Genomic DNA, 17,789 nt, shown 5'->3' with positions numbered 1-17,789 from the left:
AAACAATGACTAATTACCTTCTGCCCTATGCGGTTATACACTATTTACCACAGGAGCATTTTTAATTATAATAAAATATTCTGAAAATGTATATTTATTTTTTCTTTTTATTAAAAAGAATTAGAATTTTTGAAAGATAAAATCGAATGATAATTTACATCTTCTTTCTAGTAAACTAGTAAGAAGAAAGGTACAATGGTGAGAGTGATATGAAAATAATTAATGTAGTAATGGAGCTTGATTGATAATGAAAAAACTGAAATATTTATTCATATTGGGTATGATCGTGGTTGTTGTAGGTCTATTTGGAAAGGATAAAATTGTGCAAAAAGCCCAAGAATTACGATTGGATTATTTAACTGAAATGAAAGAAGCAGCTATAATTGAAAATGTTCCATTTATACAGCAACTTCCTGAATTACCAAGAGGGTGCGAAGTAACAAGTTTGGCGATGCTACTTCAATATAGAGGAGTTGAAGTAGATAAAATGAAGCTTGCGAGTGAAATTTATCGTGTCCCATTTAAAGAAAATGGTTTGCATGGTAATCCGTATGAAGGATTTGTAGGAAATATTTATACAAAATCTGAGCCGGGGTATGGTGTATATCACCAACCGATTTTGAAACTCGCAGAAAAATATGTTCCTGAAAAAGTAATTAATTTAACTGGAAGAGATATAGGAGATGTATATAAGGCAATTAGTTCAGGTTCACCGGTATGGGTCATTGCGAATACAAGATTTCAGCCGTTAGATGATGGACTTTTTGAAACATGGAATACAAGCACGGGAGAAATAAAGATCACGTATTATGAACATAGCGTAGTAGTAGTTGGATATGATCAACATTTTGTATATGTAAATGATCCGCTTGCAAACAATCCGCGTAAAGGAGTTCCGCGAGCTCAATTTGAAAAAGCATGGGAACAAATGGGAAAACAAGCAATTACTATTTTATAAAAATAAGCAGCCGTCGAAAAAAGATGGCTGCTTATTTTTATCTCGCTATTTTCGGGTAGCAGGATGTGGATAGAGTTGAGAATATAAATAATTAATTATTCAGAATATTGTTTATTTAATTTACGATTGGAGTTATAATAACATTTAACTTGGTGAAGAAAGGGAGAGTTAAATGGATATTGTAAATGAACAGCTTCTGTTAAAAAATCAATTGATTGAATGGAGAAGACATTTTCATAAATATCCGGAATTGTCTTTCCAAGAAGAGAAAACATCACAATTTGTATTTGAATTGCTTCAAAAAAATCCACATTTAGAAGTATCTAGACCAACAAAGTATAGCGTCATGGCAAAGTTAATTGGGAAGAAACTTGGCAAAACAATTGCGATTCGTGCTGATATGGATGCTCTGCCTATTCAAGAAGAAAATGAATTTGAATTTATCTCCAAGAACCCTGGCGTAATGCATGCTTGCGGGCATGATGGTCATATCGCTATCTTACTTGGTACAGTATATACACTTATTGAAAAACGTGAACAAATTAGAGGAGAAATTCGTTTTTTATTCCAACATGCTGAAGAGAATTTTCCAGGCGGTGCTGAGGAGATGGTAGCAGCGGGTGTAATGGAAAACGTTGATTATATTATTGGTGCACATTTGTGGGCATCGCTAGAAGTTGGGAAAGTTGGTATCACTTATGGTCCTGCGATGGCAGCTCCTGATGTATTTAAAATTTCAATTGAAGGGAAAGGAGGGCATGCTGGAATTCCGCATGAAACAGTTGATAGCATTGCGATTGGTACACAAGTTATAGCACACATTCAACAGATTGTATCACGTCTTACAGATCCGTTAGATTCTCTCGTTGTATCTGTTACACAATTTCATGCGGGTACAACACACAATGTCATTCCGAAGCGAGCAGAGATTGAGGGAACTGTTAGAAGTTTAAGACATGAGCTACGAGAAGAGACAGCTCAAAAGATTGAAAGAATTGTTAAGCATGTGACAGGAATGTATAAGGCAAATTATACATTCTCATATGAATATGGATATCGCCCTGTCGTGAACGATGAGAAAGTAACAACGTATGTTGAAGAAGCAGCGCTACAGCTTTATGGGAGAGAGCGAGTTGTACGTTTGAAGCCGACGATGGCAGGTGAAGATTTTTCAGCTTTTCTGCAAAAGGCCCCAGGTACGTTTTTCTTTATTGGTGCAGGAAATAAAGAAAAAGGAATTGTATATCCACATCATCATCCGCGCTTTACAATTGATGAGGATGCCTTACCAATTGGAGTTGAGGTTTTTGTTAGAACTGTTTTGAATTTGATGTGTAAAGGAGAATAAAATGAATAAAATTCGTATGCTAGCAATGATTCCAGTTCTTTGTTTAATTATTGGACCGATATTTACAAATTCAGTTACTCCATATGTACTAGGTATGCCATTTTTATTATTTTGGATTTTATTATCTGTATTCATTACCTCCTTTTGTATGTGGATTGTATATTGGCTAGATCCAGCTAACAAGGAGGATGTGAAATGATAGCACTTATTATCATTGTTATATTTCTAGGTTTAGCATTATTTTTAGGAATTCGTGCAAGAAGTGGGAAAGACATGAATTTAGAACAATGGTCAGTTGGGGGAAGGGGATTTGGAACGGTCTTTGTCTTTCTGCTTATGGCAGGAGAAATATATACGACATTTACATTTCTGGGAGGGAGTGGATGGGCATATAGCAAAGGTGCACCTACATTTTATATTTTAGGATACGGTGCATTAGCATATATTTTATCTTACTTTCTCTTACCTCCAGTTTGGAAGTATGCAAAAGAGCATAGATTAATTTCGCAACCAGATTTCTTTACAAAAAAATATAATAGTAAAGCGTTAGGGATTATTGTATCAATAATCGGTGTCATTTCGATCATTCCATATCTTGTACTACAGTTAAAGGGATTGGGGATTATTGTTTCTGAAGCTTCTTATGGAAAAGTATCACCAGTTCTTGCTGTTTGGATTGGCGGAATAACAATTACAATATATGTGATGATTTCTGGTATACATGGTTCCGCTTGGACAGCTGCTTTAAAGGACATTATGATCTTATTTATCGTTATGTTTTTAGGGATTTATTTACCCTATCATTATTATGGAGGGTTTCAGCCGATGTTTGAAGCGGTAGAAGCTGCAAAACCAGGGTTTTTATCTTTACCTGAGCAAGGAATGAGCGTCTCGTGGTTTGTTTCTACTATTATATTAACAGCACTAGGGTTTTATATGTGGCCCCATACATTTGCTTCCGCTTTTTCAGCAAAGAGTGAAAAGGTATTTCGAAAAAATGCCGCTATTATGCCATTATATTCTTTAGTATTACTCTTTGTATTTTTTGCAGGATTTGCTGCTATCTTACAAGTGCCTGGATTACAGGGGGCAGATGCAGATTTGTCTTTATTCCGCCTTGCTATTCAAACATTTGATCCGTGGTTTATTGGGATTATTGGAAGTGCTGGAGTACTAACTGCATTAGTTCCGGGATCTATGCTTCTTATGGCCGCATCTACTTTGTTAGCAAAAAATATTTATCAAGTGATCGCGCCATCTGTATCAGATCAGCAAGTGACACGAGCAGCTAAGTTATTTGTGCCTATCGTGACGATTGTGTCTGTTTTCTTTACTTTCAAAGGAGGAGAAACAATTGGGGCTCTGCTTTTAATGGGATACAGCATTGTGACACAACTTTTTCCAGCGCTTGTATGCAGTTTATTTCCGCGTCAATTTGTAACAAAACAAGGTGCTATCTCTGGAATGATAGTTGGATTATTCGTCGTGGCTTATATTACATTATCCGGTTCGACTATCTCTACTATGTTTCCAATTTTTCCGCAATATATGAAAGATTTAAATGTAGGGATTGTTGCATTAGGAATCAATATCATTGTTATGGTAGCAGTGAGTATCGTGACTAGAAAAATTGAAGTAAAGCATACTTCTACTATGTTAGATCGATAAAGTAAAAACTTTAATCTCTTCATCCCCCGCTGATTATGAGCCCTTATCAATCGGGCTATTACTGCTCTAAAATAACGGGATAAAAATAATCAATAAAAAATGCTATCTTTCCTTAGGGAGATAGCATTTTTTATTGTATATATTTACTCTATATGGAGAAATATAACTGTAACGTTTAGGAGGAAAGATGATGAATTTAGAAGCAAACTTATCAGCAATTACAAATTCTATTCGAGAAACACTGCAGTCACCTAATGATTTAACGGTACGAGAGTTTGCACTTTCTGGTTCATCTACACGGTGTGCTGTTGTTTTTCTTTGTGGGATTACGGATAAAGATTTAATTTATCGATTTGTGATTCATCCATTACAACAAGAAGAGATTCCGAATCAAGGTTCAATCATGCAAACTTTAGTCGATCGATTTATTTCTATAGGTGAAATAAATACCGCTAAAACATTTCCGGATATTGTTAATGCTGTTTTAGTGGGAGATACGGTTGTTTTAATTGATGGAATTCCGCATGCGTTAGTCATTAATTGTCGAGCATGGGAAAAGCGAGGTTTAGAACCGCCGATTACAGAAAATATTATTCGAGGCCCTAAAGTAGGGTTCGTTGAAGATATTGCTACCAATAAAATGTTAATTAGACGCGAGTTGCGTGATCCGAAGCTTCGATTTCAATCTTATATTATGGGCCAACGTTCTCAAAAAGAAGTTACATTAATTTATATTGAAGATATTATCAATCCTTATATTGTAAAAGAGTTGAATCGGCGTTTACAGTCCATTAAAACAGATATGATTTTAGATTCTGGAAAAATCGAACAACTACTAGAAGAGAACACCTTGTCTCCTTTTCCGCAATTTTTAAATACGGAGAGACCAGATCGGGCGATCGGTTCTTTAGCAAAAGGAAAAGCAGTTATTTTAGTAGATGGTTCACCGTTTGCGATTCTTGCCCCTATGGTTATTGTAGATATTTTTCAATCACCAGAAGATTATTATGAACGCTGGATTATGGCAACTTTATTAAGAGGATTGCGAATGGTAGCTGGGCTTATGGCCATATTATTTCCAGCGGTATATATTGCGCTTGTTTCTTATCATCAAGGCCTCATTCCATCTAATTTGGCGTATTCAATTGCTGGAGCAAGGGAAGGTGTTCCGTTTCCCGCTTATGTTGAAACGATTATTATGACATTAACAATGGAATTAATTCGAGAAGCTGGGCTTCGGTTACCTAAACAAATTGGACAAACTGTTGGAATTGTAGGAGGGCTTGTTATTGGGGAAGCGGCAGTAAACGCTGGAATTGTAAATCCCTTTATGGTCATTGTAATCGCGATTACGGCTATTGCTACTTTTTCATTGCCTGTTTACAGCATCACAATTACATTTCGCTTTTTGTTATTTGCGTTTATTTTAGCTGCGACTATATTTGGACTATACGGGATTATTTTAGCGTTAATTGCATTGGCAATTCATATTACGAATTTAAAAAGTGTTGGAATTCCGTATTCTACACCATTAGCACCTGCTTTTTATAAAGATTGGAAAGCAGAAGTAGCAAGATTACCAAGAGCGATGTTACAGACGAGACCAGACTATTTGCAAACAAAAGATAAAATACACTCAAAGGAGAGAAAATAAATTGAAACCGTTCGAGTACGGAGATGAGGAGATTGGATCTCGAGAACTAACATTTGCTGTATCTTCGGTCATTATAGGAACGGGGGCACTTTCGATGCCCCGCGTAATTGCAGAGCAGACGCTGTTTTCAGATGGTTGGATTATATTACTTATTGGCGGAATGATTTGTGCGTTTTTTGCCTGGTGTATTACGAAAATAGCAAATATATTTACGGAACAAACGTTTTTTCAATATACCAGTATATACTTATCCAAGCCGATCGCTTATCTTGTTACAAGTGTTATGGTGCTAACCTTTGCTGGTATTACTGCGTATCAAGCACGAGCGATTTCAATTATTTCACAAACGTATTTATTTAGTAAAACACCAGTTGAACTTTTATCATTTTTTTACTTACTTGTTGTTGTTTATGGAGTAAGTGGTTCTAGAGTAGCGTTACTGCGTTTGAATATGCTATTTTTACCAATCGTTGTATGCGCTATGTTTTCTCTGTCATTATTAAATATTAATTTAATGGAGCCGGATAATGTATTGCCACTTTTTCAAACAAAATGGAATCAATATATTGTTGGTATGAAGGAATCAATCTTTACATTCATTGGATTTGAAATTGTCTTATTTTATTCTTCAATTGTGAAACAAAAAGATAAAGCACCTCTTGCTGCTGCAAAAGGAGTGATGATTACCAATTTATTATATATCCTTATTTACCTTACTTGTATTATTGTGTTTTCCTATTCTACGACGAAAAGTCTTGCGTACCCTGTCATTGAGTTAGGAAAGGAGATTGAAATTGGCGGGGGATTTTTAGAACGATTTGATGCCATTTTTTTTACAACGTGGATTATTACGATTTTTAATACAACAGCTATATATTACGATATTGCTATAATAGGGTTTTGTTCGATGTTTCCTTCTATTAAAAAGAAAACATTTATTTTTATAAGTGCGCCGATTATATATCTTTTGAATATGCTCCCTGAAAACGTGACGAAGTTAACGCAGTATAGTACATATTTAGCTTGGGTTGATATGGCATGTATGATCATTGTTCCTATCCTTGTTTTTAGTATTTATAAAATAAAAGGGGGCGGAAATAGTGAGCCGTCTTCATAAATACATATGTTGTGTTATGTTTGTGATTTGTATGAGTGGGTGCTCAGAGAGAAAAGAAATTGAAGAGAGAGGATTTGTTGTAGGGGCAGCATTTGATGTTGTGAAAGAAGAAAATGAAGAGAAGAAACCACCTCGTATGAAAGGAACGTATCAATTAGTTTTACCGAGTGCGTTAGCACAACAGGGGGGGGGACAAGGTGCAGATGGGGCTCAGTATATGAATATCAATGCAACTGCTGATAGTATTTTTACACAAATTCGGGAAGCATCCAAAAAAATAAGTCGCTCTTTGTTTTTTCCTCATATTAAAGTTGTTATTTTTTCCAAAGATTTATTAAAGCAACAAAACTTCTTAGAACAAACATTAGATATCTTTTTTCGCGCTCATGAAATGAGGCGGAATATTAAAATTTTTGTTTCGAAAGATCAAGCTGGAAAAATTTTTGAACAAAATGCGAAACCAGAAAATTTGCCAGCAAAATATATTGATTTGTTAGCGGATCATGCAGATGTGAATTCATTTATGTTAGAGGCGGTTCGTATCGGAGAGGTTCAAGAAATGTTAACTTCTAAAAGAAGTTTTGTACTTCCAGTTTTAGAGTTAACAAAGCAAGGGGTAAAGATGGAAGGAGCTGCTATTTTTAAGGGGAAGAATAATAAACTCGTCGGTCTTTTAAGTGGAAAAGATACACAAGGATTAAACTATATAATAGGAAAGAAAGCGAGTGGCTTTGTAACCATTCGAAAAAAAGAAAAGGTATTTACGTATGAAATTCATAAAATAAGACGGAAAATCCGTGCTTCCTTTACAGATCCTCGTCATCCAAAGTTTATCATTGATGTTTATCCTGAAGGTGTGCTTGCAGAAGTATATTTAGGAGGGGATGCAAAAGTATGGAGTGAGAAGCGAATGAATTCATACATTGCAAAAGAAATGGAACGTATAGTGGGGAGAACAATAAAAAAAGTACAAAAAGAGTATAAAACGGATGTCCTTGAATTAGGGGATTACTATAAACAGCATAATTATAAAAAGTGGAAAGAAGTAGAAAAAAATTGGGATTATGGGGAGAATTACTTTATGAAGACCGACATAGCAGTTCGTGTTCATCCGGTAGTAGAGCACTCCGGTTCATTAGTACCAAAAGGTGGACAGTAATATGAAAATGCCTTCTACTTTAACAATTATTAGTATGATTTTGATGGCTATTATTCCATGCACAGTGTATTTTTTTAATAAGAAAATAAAAAAATACACTGTGCAACCATGGGAAGATGTAAATGAAGATGAAAAAAGGAAACCAACAGAGTAGGTTTCCTTTTGTTTTTGGGATTGTAAGATTTAAAATCTAGCAAAAGAAGTAAGGTATTATGATTATTCGTATAGAAGTACGAGGCGTGAAAATGAACCATCAGTAGAGGAGAGAAGTCTCACTACTGATGGAAGATTCACTTTATACAAGCCCTAGCCAATGTACCAATTGCGTAGTGAGGAATGTAACAACAATGGCGATTACGGTAGGGATTGCAAACGATAAGAATGTCCATTTTGGACTTTTTGTTTCTTTATATATGTTAACCAATGTTGTTCCACATGGGAAATGCAGAAGAGAAAACAACATTGTGTTTAACGCAGTTAACCAAGTCCAGCCGTGCTCTAAGAATAAGTTTTTAATTTGATTAAAATCTTCTATTTCTGTTAAGGCACCAGTTGATAAATAAGACATTAATAAAATTGGAATAACAATTTCATTAGCTGGTAAGCCGAGAATAAATGCAGCGAGAATAAATCCATCAAGCCCGAGCAATTTAGCGAATGGGTCTAAGAAATTAACGAAATACATAAGTAGGCTTGTGTCACCGACATAAATATTTGCTAAAACCCAAGTTAAGATAGCGGCAGGTGCAGCTACAACTACGGCACGTTTTAAAACATAAATTGATTTATCAAGTGTCGCGCGTACAATTGTATTCCAAACTTTTGGTTTACGATACGGTGGTAATTCCAATGTATAATGAGTTGGAACACCTTTTAATGCAGTTTTTGATAAAACCCAAGAAACTGTTAAAGTAACGATGATTCCGATGACTACCATGCCGACTACAACGCCTGCTGTAACAAGTGTTTGCATACTACCTGTATAACCGGCAGCCATAAATAATGATGCCATTAAAATTAAAGTAGGCCATCGTCCATTACATGGAACGAAGTTATTTGTTAAAATTGCTAACATACGCTCACGTGGTGACTCGATAATACGTGTTGACATAATAGCGGCGGCGTTACAACCAAAGCCCATTGCCATCGTTAAAGATTGCTTTCCGTGTGCACCAGTACGTTTAAATAAACGATCCATGTTAAATGCTACACGAGGTAAGTACCCGTAGTTTTCTAATAAAGCAAACATTGGGAAGAAAATAGCCATAGGTGGTAACATAACGCTAATAACAGCCCCTGTACCACGGAATAAGCCAAGTATTAAAATACCATGTATCCATTCAGGTGCATGCATTGCTTGGAACAAAGCAGTTAAGTGCCCTTCTGCCCAACCGAAAAATTCAGCAATCATATCTGACGGTACGTTCGCTCCTGCAATTGTAAGATAAAAAATAATAGATAAAATACCAAGCATAATTGGAAATCCCCAGATTGGAGAAGTGAAAATCTTATCTAGTTTTTCTGAACGATATAATTTATCGGTGTTTGTGTATTGTACGGCATCTTTACAAATACTTTTTGATGTACGATAAATATCACCAACAATGTCATCGCGTATATCCTCTTTAGCAAGCGTTTGTGCATGCTGAATAATATAATCTAATGGAAGAGCCTTACTGGCTGAGTGAGATTCCATTGATTACGACCTCCCTTACAAGCGGTTCTTTATGATGTTTTTGAAGCGTAGTTAAGAAATTTTTATCCCCATCTAGTATTCGCAGTGCAACCCAACGAGCAGGGTATGTATCACCGAATACTTTGTAGATTTGCGGCTCTAGTTCTTGAATCATCTTTTCGATGTGTTCATTATAAGTAATTTGAACTGGTGTAGGGATTGTTTTTTTACTAGCCACTTTAGAAATAACATTTAGTAAATGTCCAATCCCAGTACGGTTACGAGCTGAGATTTTGACTACAGGAACGCCGAGTGACTTTGCTAATTTCTGTTCATCAATGACGATTCCTTTTTTTTCTGCTTCATCTATTAAGTTAATGCAGACGATTACATCGTTTGTCATTTCCATCACTTGTAATGCTAAATTTAAATTTCTTTCCATTGCAGTTGCATCTACAACAACTACAGTTACCTCTGGTTTTTCAAAAATAATATAATCTCGCGCTACTTCTTCATCTGCAGAGTTTGAATAAAGTGAATATGTTCCTGGTAAATCGATTACCGTATATACATTTCCGTTATGCTCATATTCCCCTTCTGCCTTTAATACGGTTTTTCCCGTCCAGTTTCCGGTATGTTGTTTTAATCCTGTTAATGTGTTGAATAATGTACTTTTCCCAGTATTCGGGTTTCCTGCTAACGCAATGCGATGGTTGTTCATTTTGAATCATCTCCTATTAATATTCCAAAAATAAGGGAGCTTTCTTCACTACGCAATGCAATCGTTGTGTTACTCACTTGATATGCAATGGGATCTCCGAGTGGGCTTTTTTGTAATACTTTAATGGTAGCCCCGGGAATAAATCCTAAATCTAACAAACGTCTCTTCATAGTTCCTTCTAATTGTATTTTCTCGATTTGTACAAACTCCCCTGTTTTAAATGAAGAAAGGGGTTTGGTATTAGCCGACGCCATAAAAGTTCCCTCTTCTCTATATTTTTAGTTTAAGTTTAAAAAGTTTCCTCGGGCAAACTTTTTGTTATTAATATATTAGACTACATTCGGTAATGCTGTCAATTAATACTTTAAAAATATTCAAAGATTTTTAGAATTGTTCCAATTTATTTTTTTGTGATGAAAAATATGACTAGAATTTATGTTGGATATTTGCATAGTTTAAGCAAATGTGTTCAAAAAAAAGAATAGTTTGTAAATTTACTTTTAATACAGTTGGTTAAAAAGAGAGTTTTGTTTACGCCATATTTACATTATTAAAGTTAAATTTACAATGAAGGTAATTTTTTGTGGGTTCTTTTGGTTTTTCTTATGGAAATAGTTGAGAAATATAAGTTTTGAATACCTTTACCTCTATTTACTTAAAATTTAAAATTGCTTAACACTAACACAATAATATTGTCCTACAATGAATTTGTGTTCGAAAGAAGTCGATGAATAAGAAAAAAGTGATAATTCAAATGGGGGTACAAGACATGGTCATGAAAAAGGGAATTACATTTTCGTTAGCAGCATTAGTTGTTGCAGGTGCATTAGTTGGTTGCGGAAAGTCAGAGAGTACCAATACGAATGAGACTGCTAAAGGTAGCAATGATGCAAAACAAGAAGAGATATCTGGTACGATTGCAGCAGCTGGATCTACAGCTCTTCAACCGCTTGCAGAAGAAGCGGGTAAAAAGTTTATGGAAAAGAATCCTAAAGTTTCTGTTCAAGTTCAAGGTGGCGGTAGTGGAACAGGGATTAACCAAGTAGCCTCTGGTGCAGTACAAATTGGTAATTCTGATGTTCCGGCGGCAGATAAAATAAAAGATCCAGAAAAAGCAAAAGAATTAGTTGATAATAAAGTTGCAGGTATCGCATTTGCACTTGTTGTAAATAAAGATGTGAAAGTTGATAACTTAACTGTACAACAAGTACAAGATATCTTTAGTGGAAAGGTTACAAACTGGAAAGAGTTAGGCGGTAAAGATGAAAAAATCAATGTAATCAACCGTCCAGCATCTTCTGGTACGCGTGCTACATTTGAGAAAACGATTATGAAAGATGTAAAGATTAATGACGGGACAGGAACAACGCAAGATTCTAACGGTGCGGTAGAACAAGCGATTAATTCTACGCCAGGTTCTATTAGTTACCTTGCGATGTCCTACATGGTAGGCGATAAAAAAGGTTCATTACAAACTGTAAAAATTGATGGTGCAGAACCAAAAGTTGAAGAGATTTCTGCTGGTAAATATCCATTCTGGTCTTATGAATACATGGTGACTAAAGGGGAAGCGAAAGAAGCAACAAAGGCTTACATTGATTATGTAAAGGGTAAAGATTTTGAAAAACAAGTTGAAGATATGGGATACATCCCGATGTCTAAGCTAGATAAGTAACACATACAATGAGGCTGGCTGCGAGGCCAGTCTTGTTCATTTCAAACTATGAAGTGGGGTTATGTCTTGTGATGAAGGGAAAAAAACAGATTAATTATGTAAAAAGCGAGTACATTGGAAGAACGCTCGTTACGTTTTGCGGTATATTTATTGTTCTTGTTACATTATCGATTATTACATTTATTTGCGGAAAGGGAATTCAATCTTTTACACAAAGTGGTATTTCCTTTTCTGAAATGTTAACTTCAACAAAATGGAATCCAAATGCTGAGCAGGAATCTTTTGGTGCAGTTATTTTTATTGTCGGTTCCACGCTTGTTTCAATTGGTGCAGTTATGATTAGTACGCCAATCGCGATTGCTCTTGCAATATTTATGAATTTAATATCGCCCAAGTTTGGGAATAAAGTGTTGAAACCAGTTTTGGAATTATTGGTTGGTATCCCGTCAGTAGTATACGGTTTACTAGGGGTTACGATTTTAATTCCATTGTTACGAGATTCATTTGGTGGTGTTGGCTTTAGTTTAATTGCAGGTATTGTTGTACTTAGCATTATGATTTTACCTACTATTGCTAGTATTGCTTCTGATGCAATACGTGCGGTTCCATTTGATTATTTAGAAGCCTCGTATGGTTTAGGTTCGACAAAATGGCAAGCAATTAGCCGTGTTATCGTTCCTGCTGCTAAGAAAGGTATTTTAACAGGAATTATTTTAGGATTAGCGCGTGCTTTTGGTGAAGCGTTAGCAGTTCAAATGGTAATTGGGAATACGGTGAAGTTGCCAGAAGGGATATATAGTCCAACGGCAACGTTGACTGGTATTCTCACAATGGACATGACAAATACGCTAAACGGAACGGCTTGGAATAATGCTTTATGGACATTAGCGATGATATTGCTTGTTATTTCATTCCTATTTATTTTAGTCATTCGAGCAATTGGCCAAAGAGGTGAAAGATAACGATGAATGCAAGAAAGGTAAATAATATTTGGACGGGTATTTTATATACAGTTGCAGCATTTGTGGTAGTTTTATTGGTTTTCTTAGTATATGAGATTTTACAAAAGGGCTGGGGATTCTGGGATCCAGGTTTCTTATTTGGAGAACCGAGTAATACAAGGGCTGGAGGAGGAATTGGTCCGCAATTATTCAACTCTTTCTATATGCTTGTCATCACGCTCGTTATCTCTATTCCACTTGGATTGGGAGCTGGGATTTATCTTGCAGAATATGCAAAGCAAGGGCGCTTTTTAAGTTTTGTTCGTCTATGTATTGAAACGATGGCGTCATTGCCTTCTATTGTTGTTGGCTTATTTGGTTTATTAGTGCTTGTTACAATGACGGGTTGGGGGTATACAGTAATAGGTGGTGCACTTGCTTTAACCGTTTTAAACTTACCAGGATTAACACGAGTTTGTGAGAATGCAATTACAGAAGTCCCTGCAAATGTAAAAGAAGCAAGTCTTGGACTTGGTGCAACAAAGTGGCAAACGATTGTGCGAATTATTCTTCCATCGTCGTTACCACAAATTATTACAGGGATTATTTTAGCGGCAGGTCGTATATTTGGTGAAGCAGCGGCATTAATTTATACAGCGGGATTAACATCGCCAATTTTAAATTCTGCAGCCGATTTTTCTAGTCCTGCACATCCACTAAATCCATTTCGACCAGCTGAAACATTAGCAGTTCATATTTGGAAATTAAATTCTGAAGGGATTATCCCAGACGCGAAGTTGATTGCAACAAAATCAGCAGCAGTACTCATTATTATGGTATTACTGTTTAATATTATTGCTCGTTTTACTGCAACTGTACTTCATAAGCATTTTACGGGAACGAAAAAATCTCGTAAAACAACGAAAGTAAAAGCTGCTTAATATGTGTATCTTTACGAAAGAAAAAGTTCTCTGTTGGTTAAAAACAGGAGCATATATAGTAGAAAGAAAAAACGTTATCTCTAGTTTGTGAGATAACGTTTTTCTTGTTAGGCGTTTGGTGTATCGATAGTAGTATTTGATTTTCTGCGTGAGCGACGCTTTTTACCGAATTTATCTAATAGCTCATATATAACTGGTACAACAACGAGTGTAAGTACGGTGGAAACAGCTAAACCGCCAATTACAACAACAGCTAAACTTTTAGAGACCATACTTCCTGCTTGCGATTGGCTGAATAATAACGGCAACATTGCTACGATTGTTGTAATGGCTGTCATAATAATTGGACGTAATCTTGTGGAACCTGCTTCTAGTAAAGCGTCACGAGTTGTCATGCCATGTTCTTTATTTTGTTGAACACGTTCAATTAATACGATAGCATTTGTGACGACGATCCCGATTAACATTAATGCACCGATAAGTGAATTCAGGTCAACCGGCGTTCCAGAAATGATTAATCCTAAAATACCGCCAATAGCAGCGAGTGGTAAAGAGAAAAGGATTGCAAATGGGGCGCGTGCTTGCCCAAATGTAATAACCATAATTAAATAGACAACTCCGATGGCAATGCCCATGATTTTAAATAAATCTGTAAAGTTTTCTTGCATAGATTCAGTTGCTCCAGCAACAGCAACTTTTGCGCCATTTGGTAAATCTAATTTAGCGATTGCTGCATTTACCTCAGCGCTTACTTTACTTAAATTATCGTTGGCGGCAACGGCATTAATTTGGATTGTTTCTTTTCCGTCTTTATGGAAAATTTCAGTTTGCAATTGTTTTTCTGATATTGTTGCAATATCTTTTAAAGGAATTGGTCCTGTTATAGGTGATAAGATGTTTGTATTAAGGATATCTTCTTTATTATTTATCTTTTCTTTTTTATGTTCTAACATAATGGTTGTTTTTTCATCATCGATCGTGAGTTGTCCAATCGGTGATTTTTTCATAAAGAGTGAAACTTGTTCTCCAACTATTTCTGGTGTTAATCCAACTTGTTCTACTTTGTTTTGATCGATTTTAATTTGCCATTCTTTCTTTGATTCTTCTAAGTTTGTCTTCACTTTAGAAAGTCCATTTAAACTTTTTAATTTTGTTTCAACGATATCAGCAGCTTGTTTTAAACTTGCTTCATTGTTTGCAGTTACGTTAAATTGTAAGTTGTTTCCACCGCCGAAATTAGAATAACTTGTTTTTGTATAATCAAATTCAGCTGGTTTGAAATCTGTCTGGTCTTTTTTTAGTTGTTTAATATATTGGTCAATATCTGTTCCTTTTTTAAAGGATATAAATATAGATACAAGATTATTTTTAGTCGTTTGCCCCCACTGTGCATCTTCAGCACTTGACCCTAGTCGTAAAAAAGTATCTTGTACATCGCGATTAGACAGTAATTTTTTTTCAAAGTCAAAAGCTTTTTGTTTTTTAGATTCCTCATCATAACTAGTTGGAAATGTCATGTTAATTGAGAGCATCGTATCGTCTTCTGATTTTATATTTGCTTTTGGCAGTATGATATAAGCAGCGATGGAAGCTACAAATAATAAGAAAGACGAGAATAAAATAATAAATTTATGTGAAAGTGCCCATTTTAAAGTAGCCGTATACTTTCTTGAAGGTCTCGCTGTGCGCTGTCTTGTTTTTCTAAGTAATAAAAACGCCATAAGTGGAACGACTGTAAGTGCAACAACGAGCGACGAAAGAATAGAATATACAACTGCTAATACCATAGGAAGCATCAATTTGCCGATTGCGCCTGATACAAGGCCGATAGGTAAAAAGACAGCAACTGTAGTTAATGTTGAAGCGGTAATTGCAATAGCAACCTCTTTTGTCGCATCTACAATAATGTCTTTTGAAAAATGCTCTTTTTGTAAGCGGCGGAAAATATTCTCAATAACAACAATACTATCGTCGACGAGACGTCCAACAGCGACTGCTAATCCTCCAAGAGTTAAAATGTTTAACGTAACATGAGATTGATCGAGTAAAAATAGTGTTAACAAAATAGATAATGGGATACTAACAACAGCGATAAGCGTTGTTCGCACGCTACGCAAGAAGATTAAAATAATGAATGTCGCAGCGATCGCTCCTAAAATGACCTCTTTCCCCATACTCGTAACAGCATTTTCGATTTGTTCGTGAGTAGAGGATAGTAATTTAATTGTGTAAGTATCTTTATATTCTTTACTAATGTTTTTAAGTTTTTTATCAATTTCTTTGCCGATTTCAACGGCATTTTTACCTGGTTCTTTCATAATAACGAGGGCGGTTCCATCCTCGCCATTTACATGTGAAATAGCATCATAATGTTGTTTTAATTCTATTTGAGCTATATCTTGTAATTTCAATTGAGGTGTAAGTGATATGTTTTTCACGTCATCTACATTTTTTACATTTCCAATGACGCGAAGGCTGTGGTCTTCGTTGTTGACAGTTACTTGACCAACTGGAGTAGAAGTTTCTTTTCCTTGTAAAGCAGTTAATACTTGTTGAGATGTTACATTTTTATTTTTCATTTCATTTATGTCTAATATGATAGATAGTTCGGATGTTGATTTACCGTAATACATGACGTTAGCAACGCCATCGATATTTTCGAATTGCGGGATAATTTCTTTTTCAACCTGCTTTTCGTCAGCTTTTGTAAAACCATTTTGTTTTTGAATAGTAATTTGTGCGAGCGGAATCATAGAAGTATTTAGTTGGCTGACGACAGGTTTTGTAATTTCTTTTGGGAAATTTACGTTGTTGGTAATCTTTTCGACAGCACGCGTCGCATCTTTCATGTCTGCTTTAGACGTGTATGCAATGTCGATGCGTGATAACCCCTCATGAGTAGAAGATGTAATTGTATCAACATGTTCTAAGTTTCGAAATTGTTTTTCGAGTGGTTCGGTTACTTCTTTTATCATTGTTTCCGCATCTAATCCTTTAGACATTGTAGTGACAGTGATGGCAGGATTGTCGGCGCTAGGCAGAAACTCCATCGGTAATTTTGAGCCGGAATAAATGCCGAGTACAGAAACGAGAAAAATCATGATGATGATGGCGGCTCGATTTTTTAACGAAAATTTTGTTAACCTATCCATAATTAAATTCCTCCGTCTTTCGTTCATTTGTTTTAACATGACACTTTCTTATCATATAACAAAATTTGGATATTTTTCATTAAAAAATGTAAAAATATTCTAAAGTTTTTCTTTCGTGTAAGAGTATCTTTTAGTTTGAGAAGAAGCGGTTAGCTTGTGTTGTGACATTGAAGAATGTTTTATTTGGACAAATGATGTTATATGAATGGAACTGTAAGAGGGGGAAGGGTATGTATTGTGTATGCATGAATGCTACAGAAAAAAGAAGGATAAGAAATAGGGAATTTAACTGATTCATTTTTATCCCGTCATTTTAGAGCAGTAAGATTTAGAGAGTTGGAAGTAAGGAAATCTGTAACGGCCTGATTGATGAAGCCTTGTAATCAGTTGGGATGAAGGGAAAACTCGCTAAGTAAAGTTTTACTTTATTTCATTAGCAGAGATGGTTTTAATGAATAAGAAAAAATGTATTGATTTATGGATAAAATAATATTTATATTTTTTTATAAAAGGACTTGCTATTTAAAAAACGGTCTGGTATATTAATAAACGTCGCTGATGCGAAACAGCAAAAAGCGCAGAAAGAAATTTAAAAAGATGTTGACATCGAAAAATGAAGCTGTTAACATAAGAGAGTCGCTTTTAGCGGCTGATAAGTTCTTTGAAAATTGAACGAAACAAACAACGTGAAACGTCAATTTTTATTTATGATGCTAGACAAACTTTATTGGAGAGTTTGATCCTGGCTCAGGATGAACGCTGGCGGCGTGCCTAATACAT

At 35.5% G+C, this 17,789-nt stretch carries 15 protein-coding genes; 11 read left to right on the top strand and 4 right to left on the bottom strand.

Going from position 1 to position 17,789, the window contains the following annotated elements:
• Positions 1–247 precede the first annotated feature (247 nt).
• The 8 genes from MR063_RS14435 to MR063_RS14400 all read left to right on the top strand — a co-directional run bounded on the left by MR063_RS14435 (position 248) and on the right by MR063_RS14400 (position 8,058).
• Positions 248–958 (top strand): C39 family peptidase, encoded by a 711-nt coding sequence (locus MR063_RS14435; protein ID WP_242198837.1) that lies wholly within the window; start codon positions 248–250, stop codon positions 956–958.
• 172 nt (positions 959–1,130) lie between these two features.
• Positions 1,131–2,306, top strand: a complete 1,176-nt coding sequence (locus MR063_RS14430; protein ID WP_242198836.1) for an amidohydrolase — start codon at positions 1,131–1,133, stop codon at positions 2,304–2,306.
• Position 2,307: 1 nt separating this feature from the next.
• Positions 2,308–2,505 carry a DUF3311 domain-containing protein gene (locus MR063_RS14425; RefSeq protein ID WP_242198834.1) on the top strand — a complete coding sequence of 66 codons (198 nt, stop codon included), beginning with the start codon at positions 2,308–2,310 and terminating at the stop codon, positions 2,503–2,505.
• Positions 2,502–3,974, top strand: coding sequence for a sodium:solute symporter family protein (locus MR063_RS14420; RefSeq protein ID WP_242198832.1), 1,473 nt, complete (start codon positions 2,502–2,504; stop codon positions 3,972–3,974). Before MR063_RS14425 ends, MR063_RS14420 begins: the two co-directional genes overlap by 4 nt.
• A 187-nt stretch (positions 3,975–4,161) precedes the next feature.
• Complete coding sequence (locus MR063_RS14415) at positions 4,162–5,628, top strand: spore germination protein (protein ID WP_242198830.1); 1,467 nt, start codon at positions 4,162–4,164, stop codon at positions 5,626–5,628.
• Between the two features lies 1 nt (position 5,629).
• Positions 5,630–6,745 (top strand): GerAB/ArcD/ProY family transporter, encoded by a 1,116-nt coding sequence (locus MR063_RS14410; protein ID WP_242198829.1) that lies wholly within the window; start codon positions 5,630–5,632, stop codon positions 6,743–6,745.
• Positions 6,729–7,904 carry a Ger(x)C family spore germination protein gene (locus MR063_RS14405; protein WP_472927038.1) on the top strand — a complete coding sequence of 392 codons (1,176 nt, stop codon included), beginning with the start codon at positions 6,729–6,731 and terminating at the stop codon, positions 7,902–7,904. The genes MR063_RS14410 and MR063_RS14405 overlap by 17 nt, the downstream gene beginning before the upstream one ends.
• A 1-nt stretch (position 7,905) precedes the next feature.
• Positions 7,906–8,058 (top strand): hypothetical protein, encoded by a 153-nt coding sequence (locus MR063_RS14400; protein WP_242198827.1) that lies wholly within the window; start codon positions 7,906–7,908, stop codon positions 8,056–8,058.
• Positions 8,059–8,199: 141 nt separating this feature from the next.
• Here MR063_RS14400 and MR063_RS14395 read toward each other — a convergent pair whose 3' ends face one another.
• From MR063_RS14395 to MR063_RS14385, 3 genes are read right to left on the bottom strand one after another with little or no spacing between them, the layout of a single operon-like run.
• Positions 8,200–9,600: a nucleoside recognition domain-containing protein gene (locus MR063_RS14395; RefSeq protein ID WP_242198825.1), complete on the bottom strand. Its 1,401-nt coding sequence runs from the start codon at positions 9,598–9,600 to the stop codon at positions 8,200–8,202.
• Positions 9,578–10,300, bottom strand: coding sequence for a FeoB small GTPase domain-containing protein (locus tag MR063_RS14390; protein WP_242198820.1), 723 nt, complete (start codon positions 10,298–10,300; stop codon positions 9,578–9,580). Before MR063_RS14390 ends, MR063_RS14395 begins: the two co-directional genes overlap by 23 nt.
• Entirely contained in the window at positions 10,297–10,554 is a 258-nt protein-coding gene (locus MR063_RS14385) for a FeoA family protein (RefSeq protein ID WP_242198818.1), read from the bottom strand. The genes MR063_RS14390 and MR063_RS14385 overlap by 4 nt, the downstream gene beginning before the upstream one ends.
• A gap of 515 nt (positions 10,555–11,069) precedes the next feature.
• Between MR063_RS14385 and MR063_RS14380 the strand changes: the two genes are divergently transcribed.
• The 3 genes from MR063_RS14380 (at position 11,070) to pstA (ending at position 13,857) form a co-directional block, all read left to right on the top strand.
• Positions 11,070–11,975, top strand: coding sequence for a phosphate ABC transporter substrate-binding protein PstS family protein (locus MR063_RS14380; RefSeq protein ID WP_242198816.1), 906 nt, complete (start codon positions 11,070–11,072; stop codon positions 11,973–11,975).
• A gap of 71 nt (positions 11,976–12,046) precedes the next feature.
• Positions 12,047–12,937, top strand: a complete 891-nt coding sequence (gene pstC, locus MR063_RS14375; protein WP_242199010.1) for a phosphate ABC transporter permease subunit PstC — start codon at positions 12,047–12,049, stop codon at positions 12,935–12,937.
• A 2-nt stretch (positions 12,938–12,939) separates the two neighbouring features.
• Positions 12,940–13,857: a phosphate ABC transporter permease PstA gene (gene pstA / locus MR063_RS14370; protein ID WP_242198813.1), complete on the top strand. Its 918-nt coding sequence runs from the start codon at positions 12,940–12,942 to the stop codon at positions 13,855–13,857.
• Positions 13,858–13,964: 107 nt separating this feature from the next.
• Here pstA and MR063_RS14365 read toward each other — a convergent pair whose 3' ends face one another.
• A complete protein-coding gene (locus MR063_RS14365) occupies positions 13,965–17,009 on the bottom strand; it encodes an efflux RND transporter permease subunit (protein ID WP_242198810.1) in 3,045 nt (1,014 codons plus the stop codon).
• Between the last annotated feature and the right edge of the window lie 780 nt (positions 17,010–17,789).

This window comes from Bacillus cereus group sp. BfR-BA-01492 (assembly GCF_022662815.1).
Lineage (GTDB): Bacteria > Bacillota > Bacilli > Bacillales > Bacillaceae_G > Bacillus_A > Bacillus_A cereus_BD.
This window is presented reverse-complemented; position numbering and strand designations above follow the sequence as displayed.

Excerpts from the sequence above, each read along its gene's own strand:
- MR063_RS14435 (WP_242198837.1), top strand. The coding sequence starts at position 248 with ATGAAAAAACTGAAATATTTATTCATATTGGGTATGATCGTGGTTGTT.
- MR063_RS14430 (WP_242198836.1), top strand. The coding sequence starts at position 1,131 with ATGGATATTGTAAATGAACAGCTTCTGTTAAAAAATCAATTGATTGAA.
- MR063_RS14425 (WP_242198834.1), top strand. The coding sequence starts at position 2,308 with ATGAATAAAATTCGTATGCTAGCAATGATTCCAGTTCTTTGTTTAATT.
- MR063_RS14420 (WP_242198832.1), top strand. The coding sequence starts at position 2,502 with ATGATAGCACTTATTATCATTGTTATATTTCTAGGTTTAGCATTATTT.
- MR063_RS14415 (WP_242198830.1), top strand. The coding sequence starts at position 4,162 with ATGATGAATTTAGAAGCAAACTTATCAGCAATTACAAATTCTATTCGA.
- MR063_RS14400 (WP_242198827.1), top strand. The coding sequence starts at position 7,906 with ATGAAAATGCCTTCTACTTTAACAATTATTAGTATGATTTTGATGGCT.
- MR063_RS14395 (WP_242198825.1), bottom strand. The coding sequence starts at position 9,600 with ATGGAATCTCACTCAGCCAGTAAGGCTCTTCCATTAGATTATATTATT.
- MR063_RS14390 (WP_242198820.1), bottom strand. The coding sequence starts at position 10,300 with ATGAACAACCATCGCATTGCGTTAGCAGGAAACCCGAATACTGGGAAA.
- MR063_RS14385 (WP_242198818.1), bottom strand. The coding sequence starts at position 10,554 with ATGGCGTCGGCTAATACCAAACCCCTTTCTTCATTTAAAACAGGGGAG.
- MR063_RS14380 (WP_242198816.1), top strand. The coding sequence starts at position 11,070 with ATGGTCATGAAAAAGGGAATTACATTTTCGTTAGCAGCATTAGTTGTT.
- pstC (WP_242199010.1), top strand. The coding sequence starts at position 12,047 with ATGAAGGGAAAAAAACAGATTAATTATGTAAAAAGCGAGTACATTGGA.
- pstA (WP_242198813.1), top strand. The coding sequence starts at position 12,940 with ATGAATGCAAGAAAGGTAAATAATATTTGGACGGGTATTTTATATACA.
- MR063_RS14365 (WP_242198810.1), bottom strand. The coding sequence starts at position 17,009 with ATGGATAGGTTAACAAAATTTTCGTTAAAAAATCGAGCCGCCATCATC.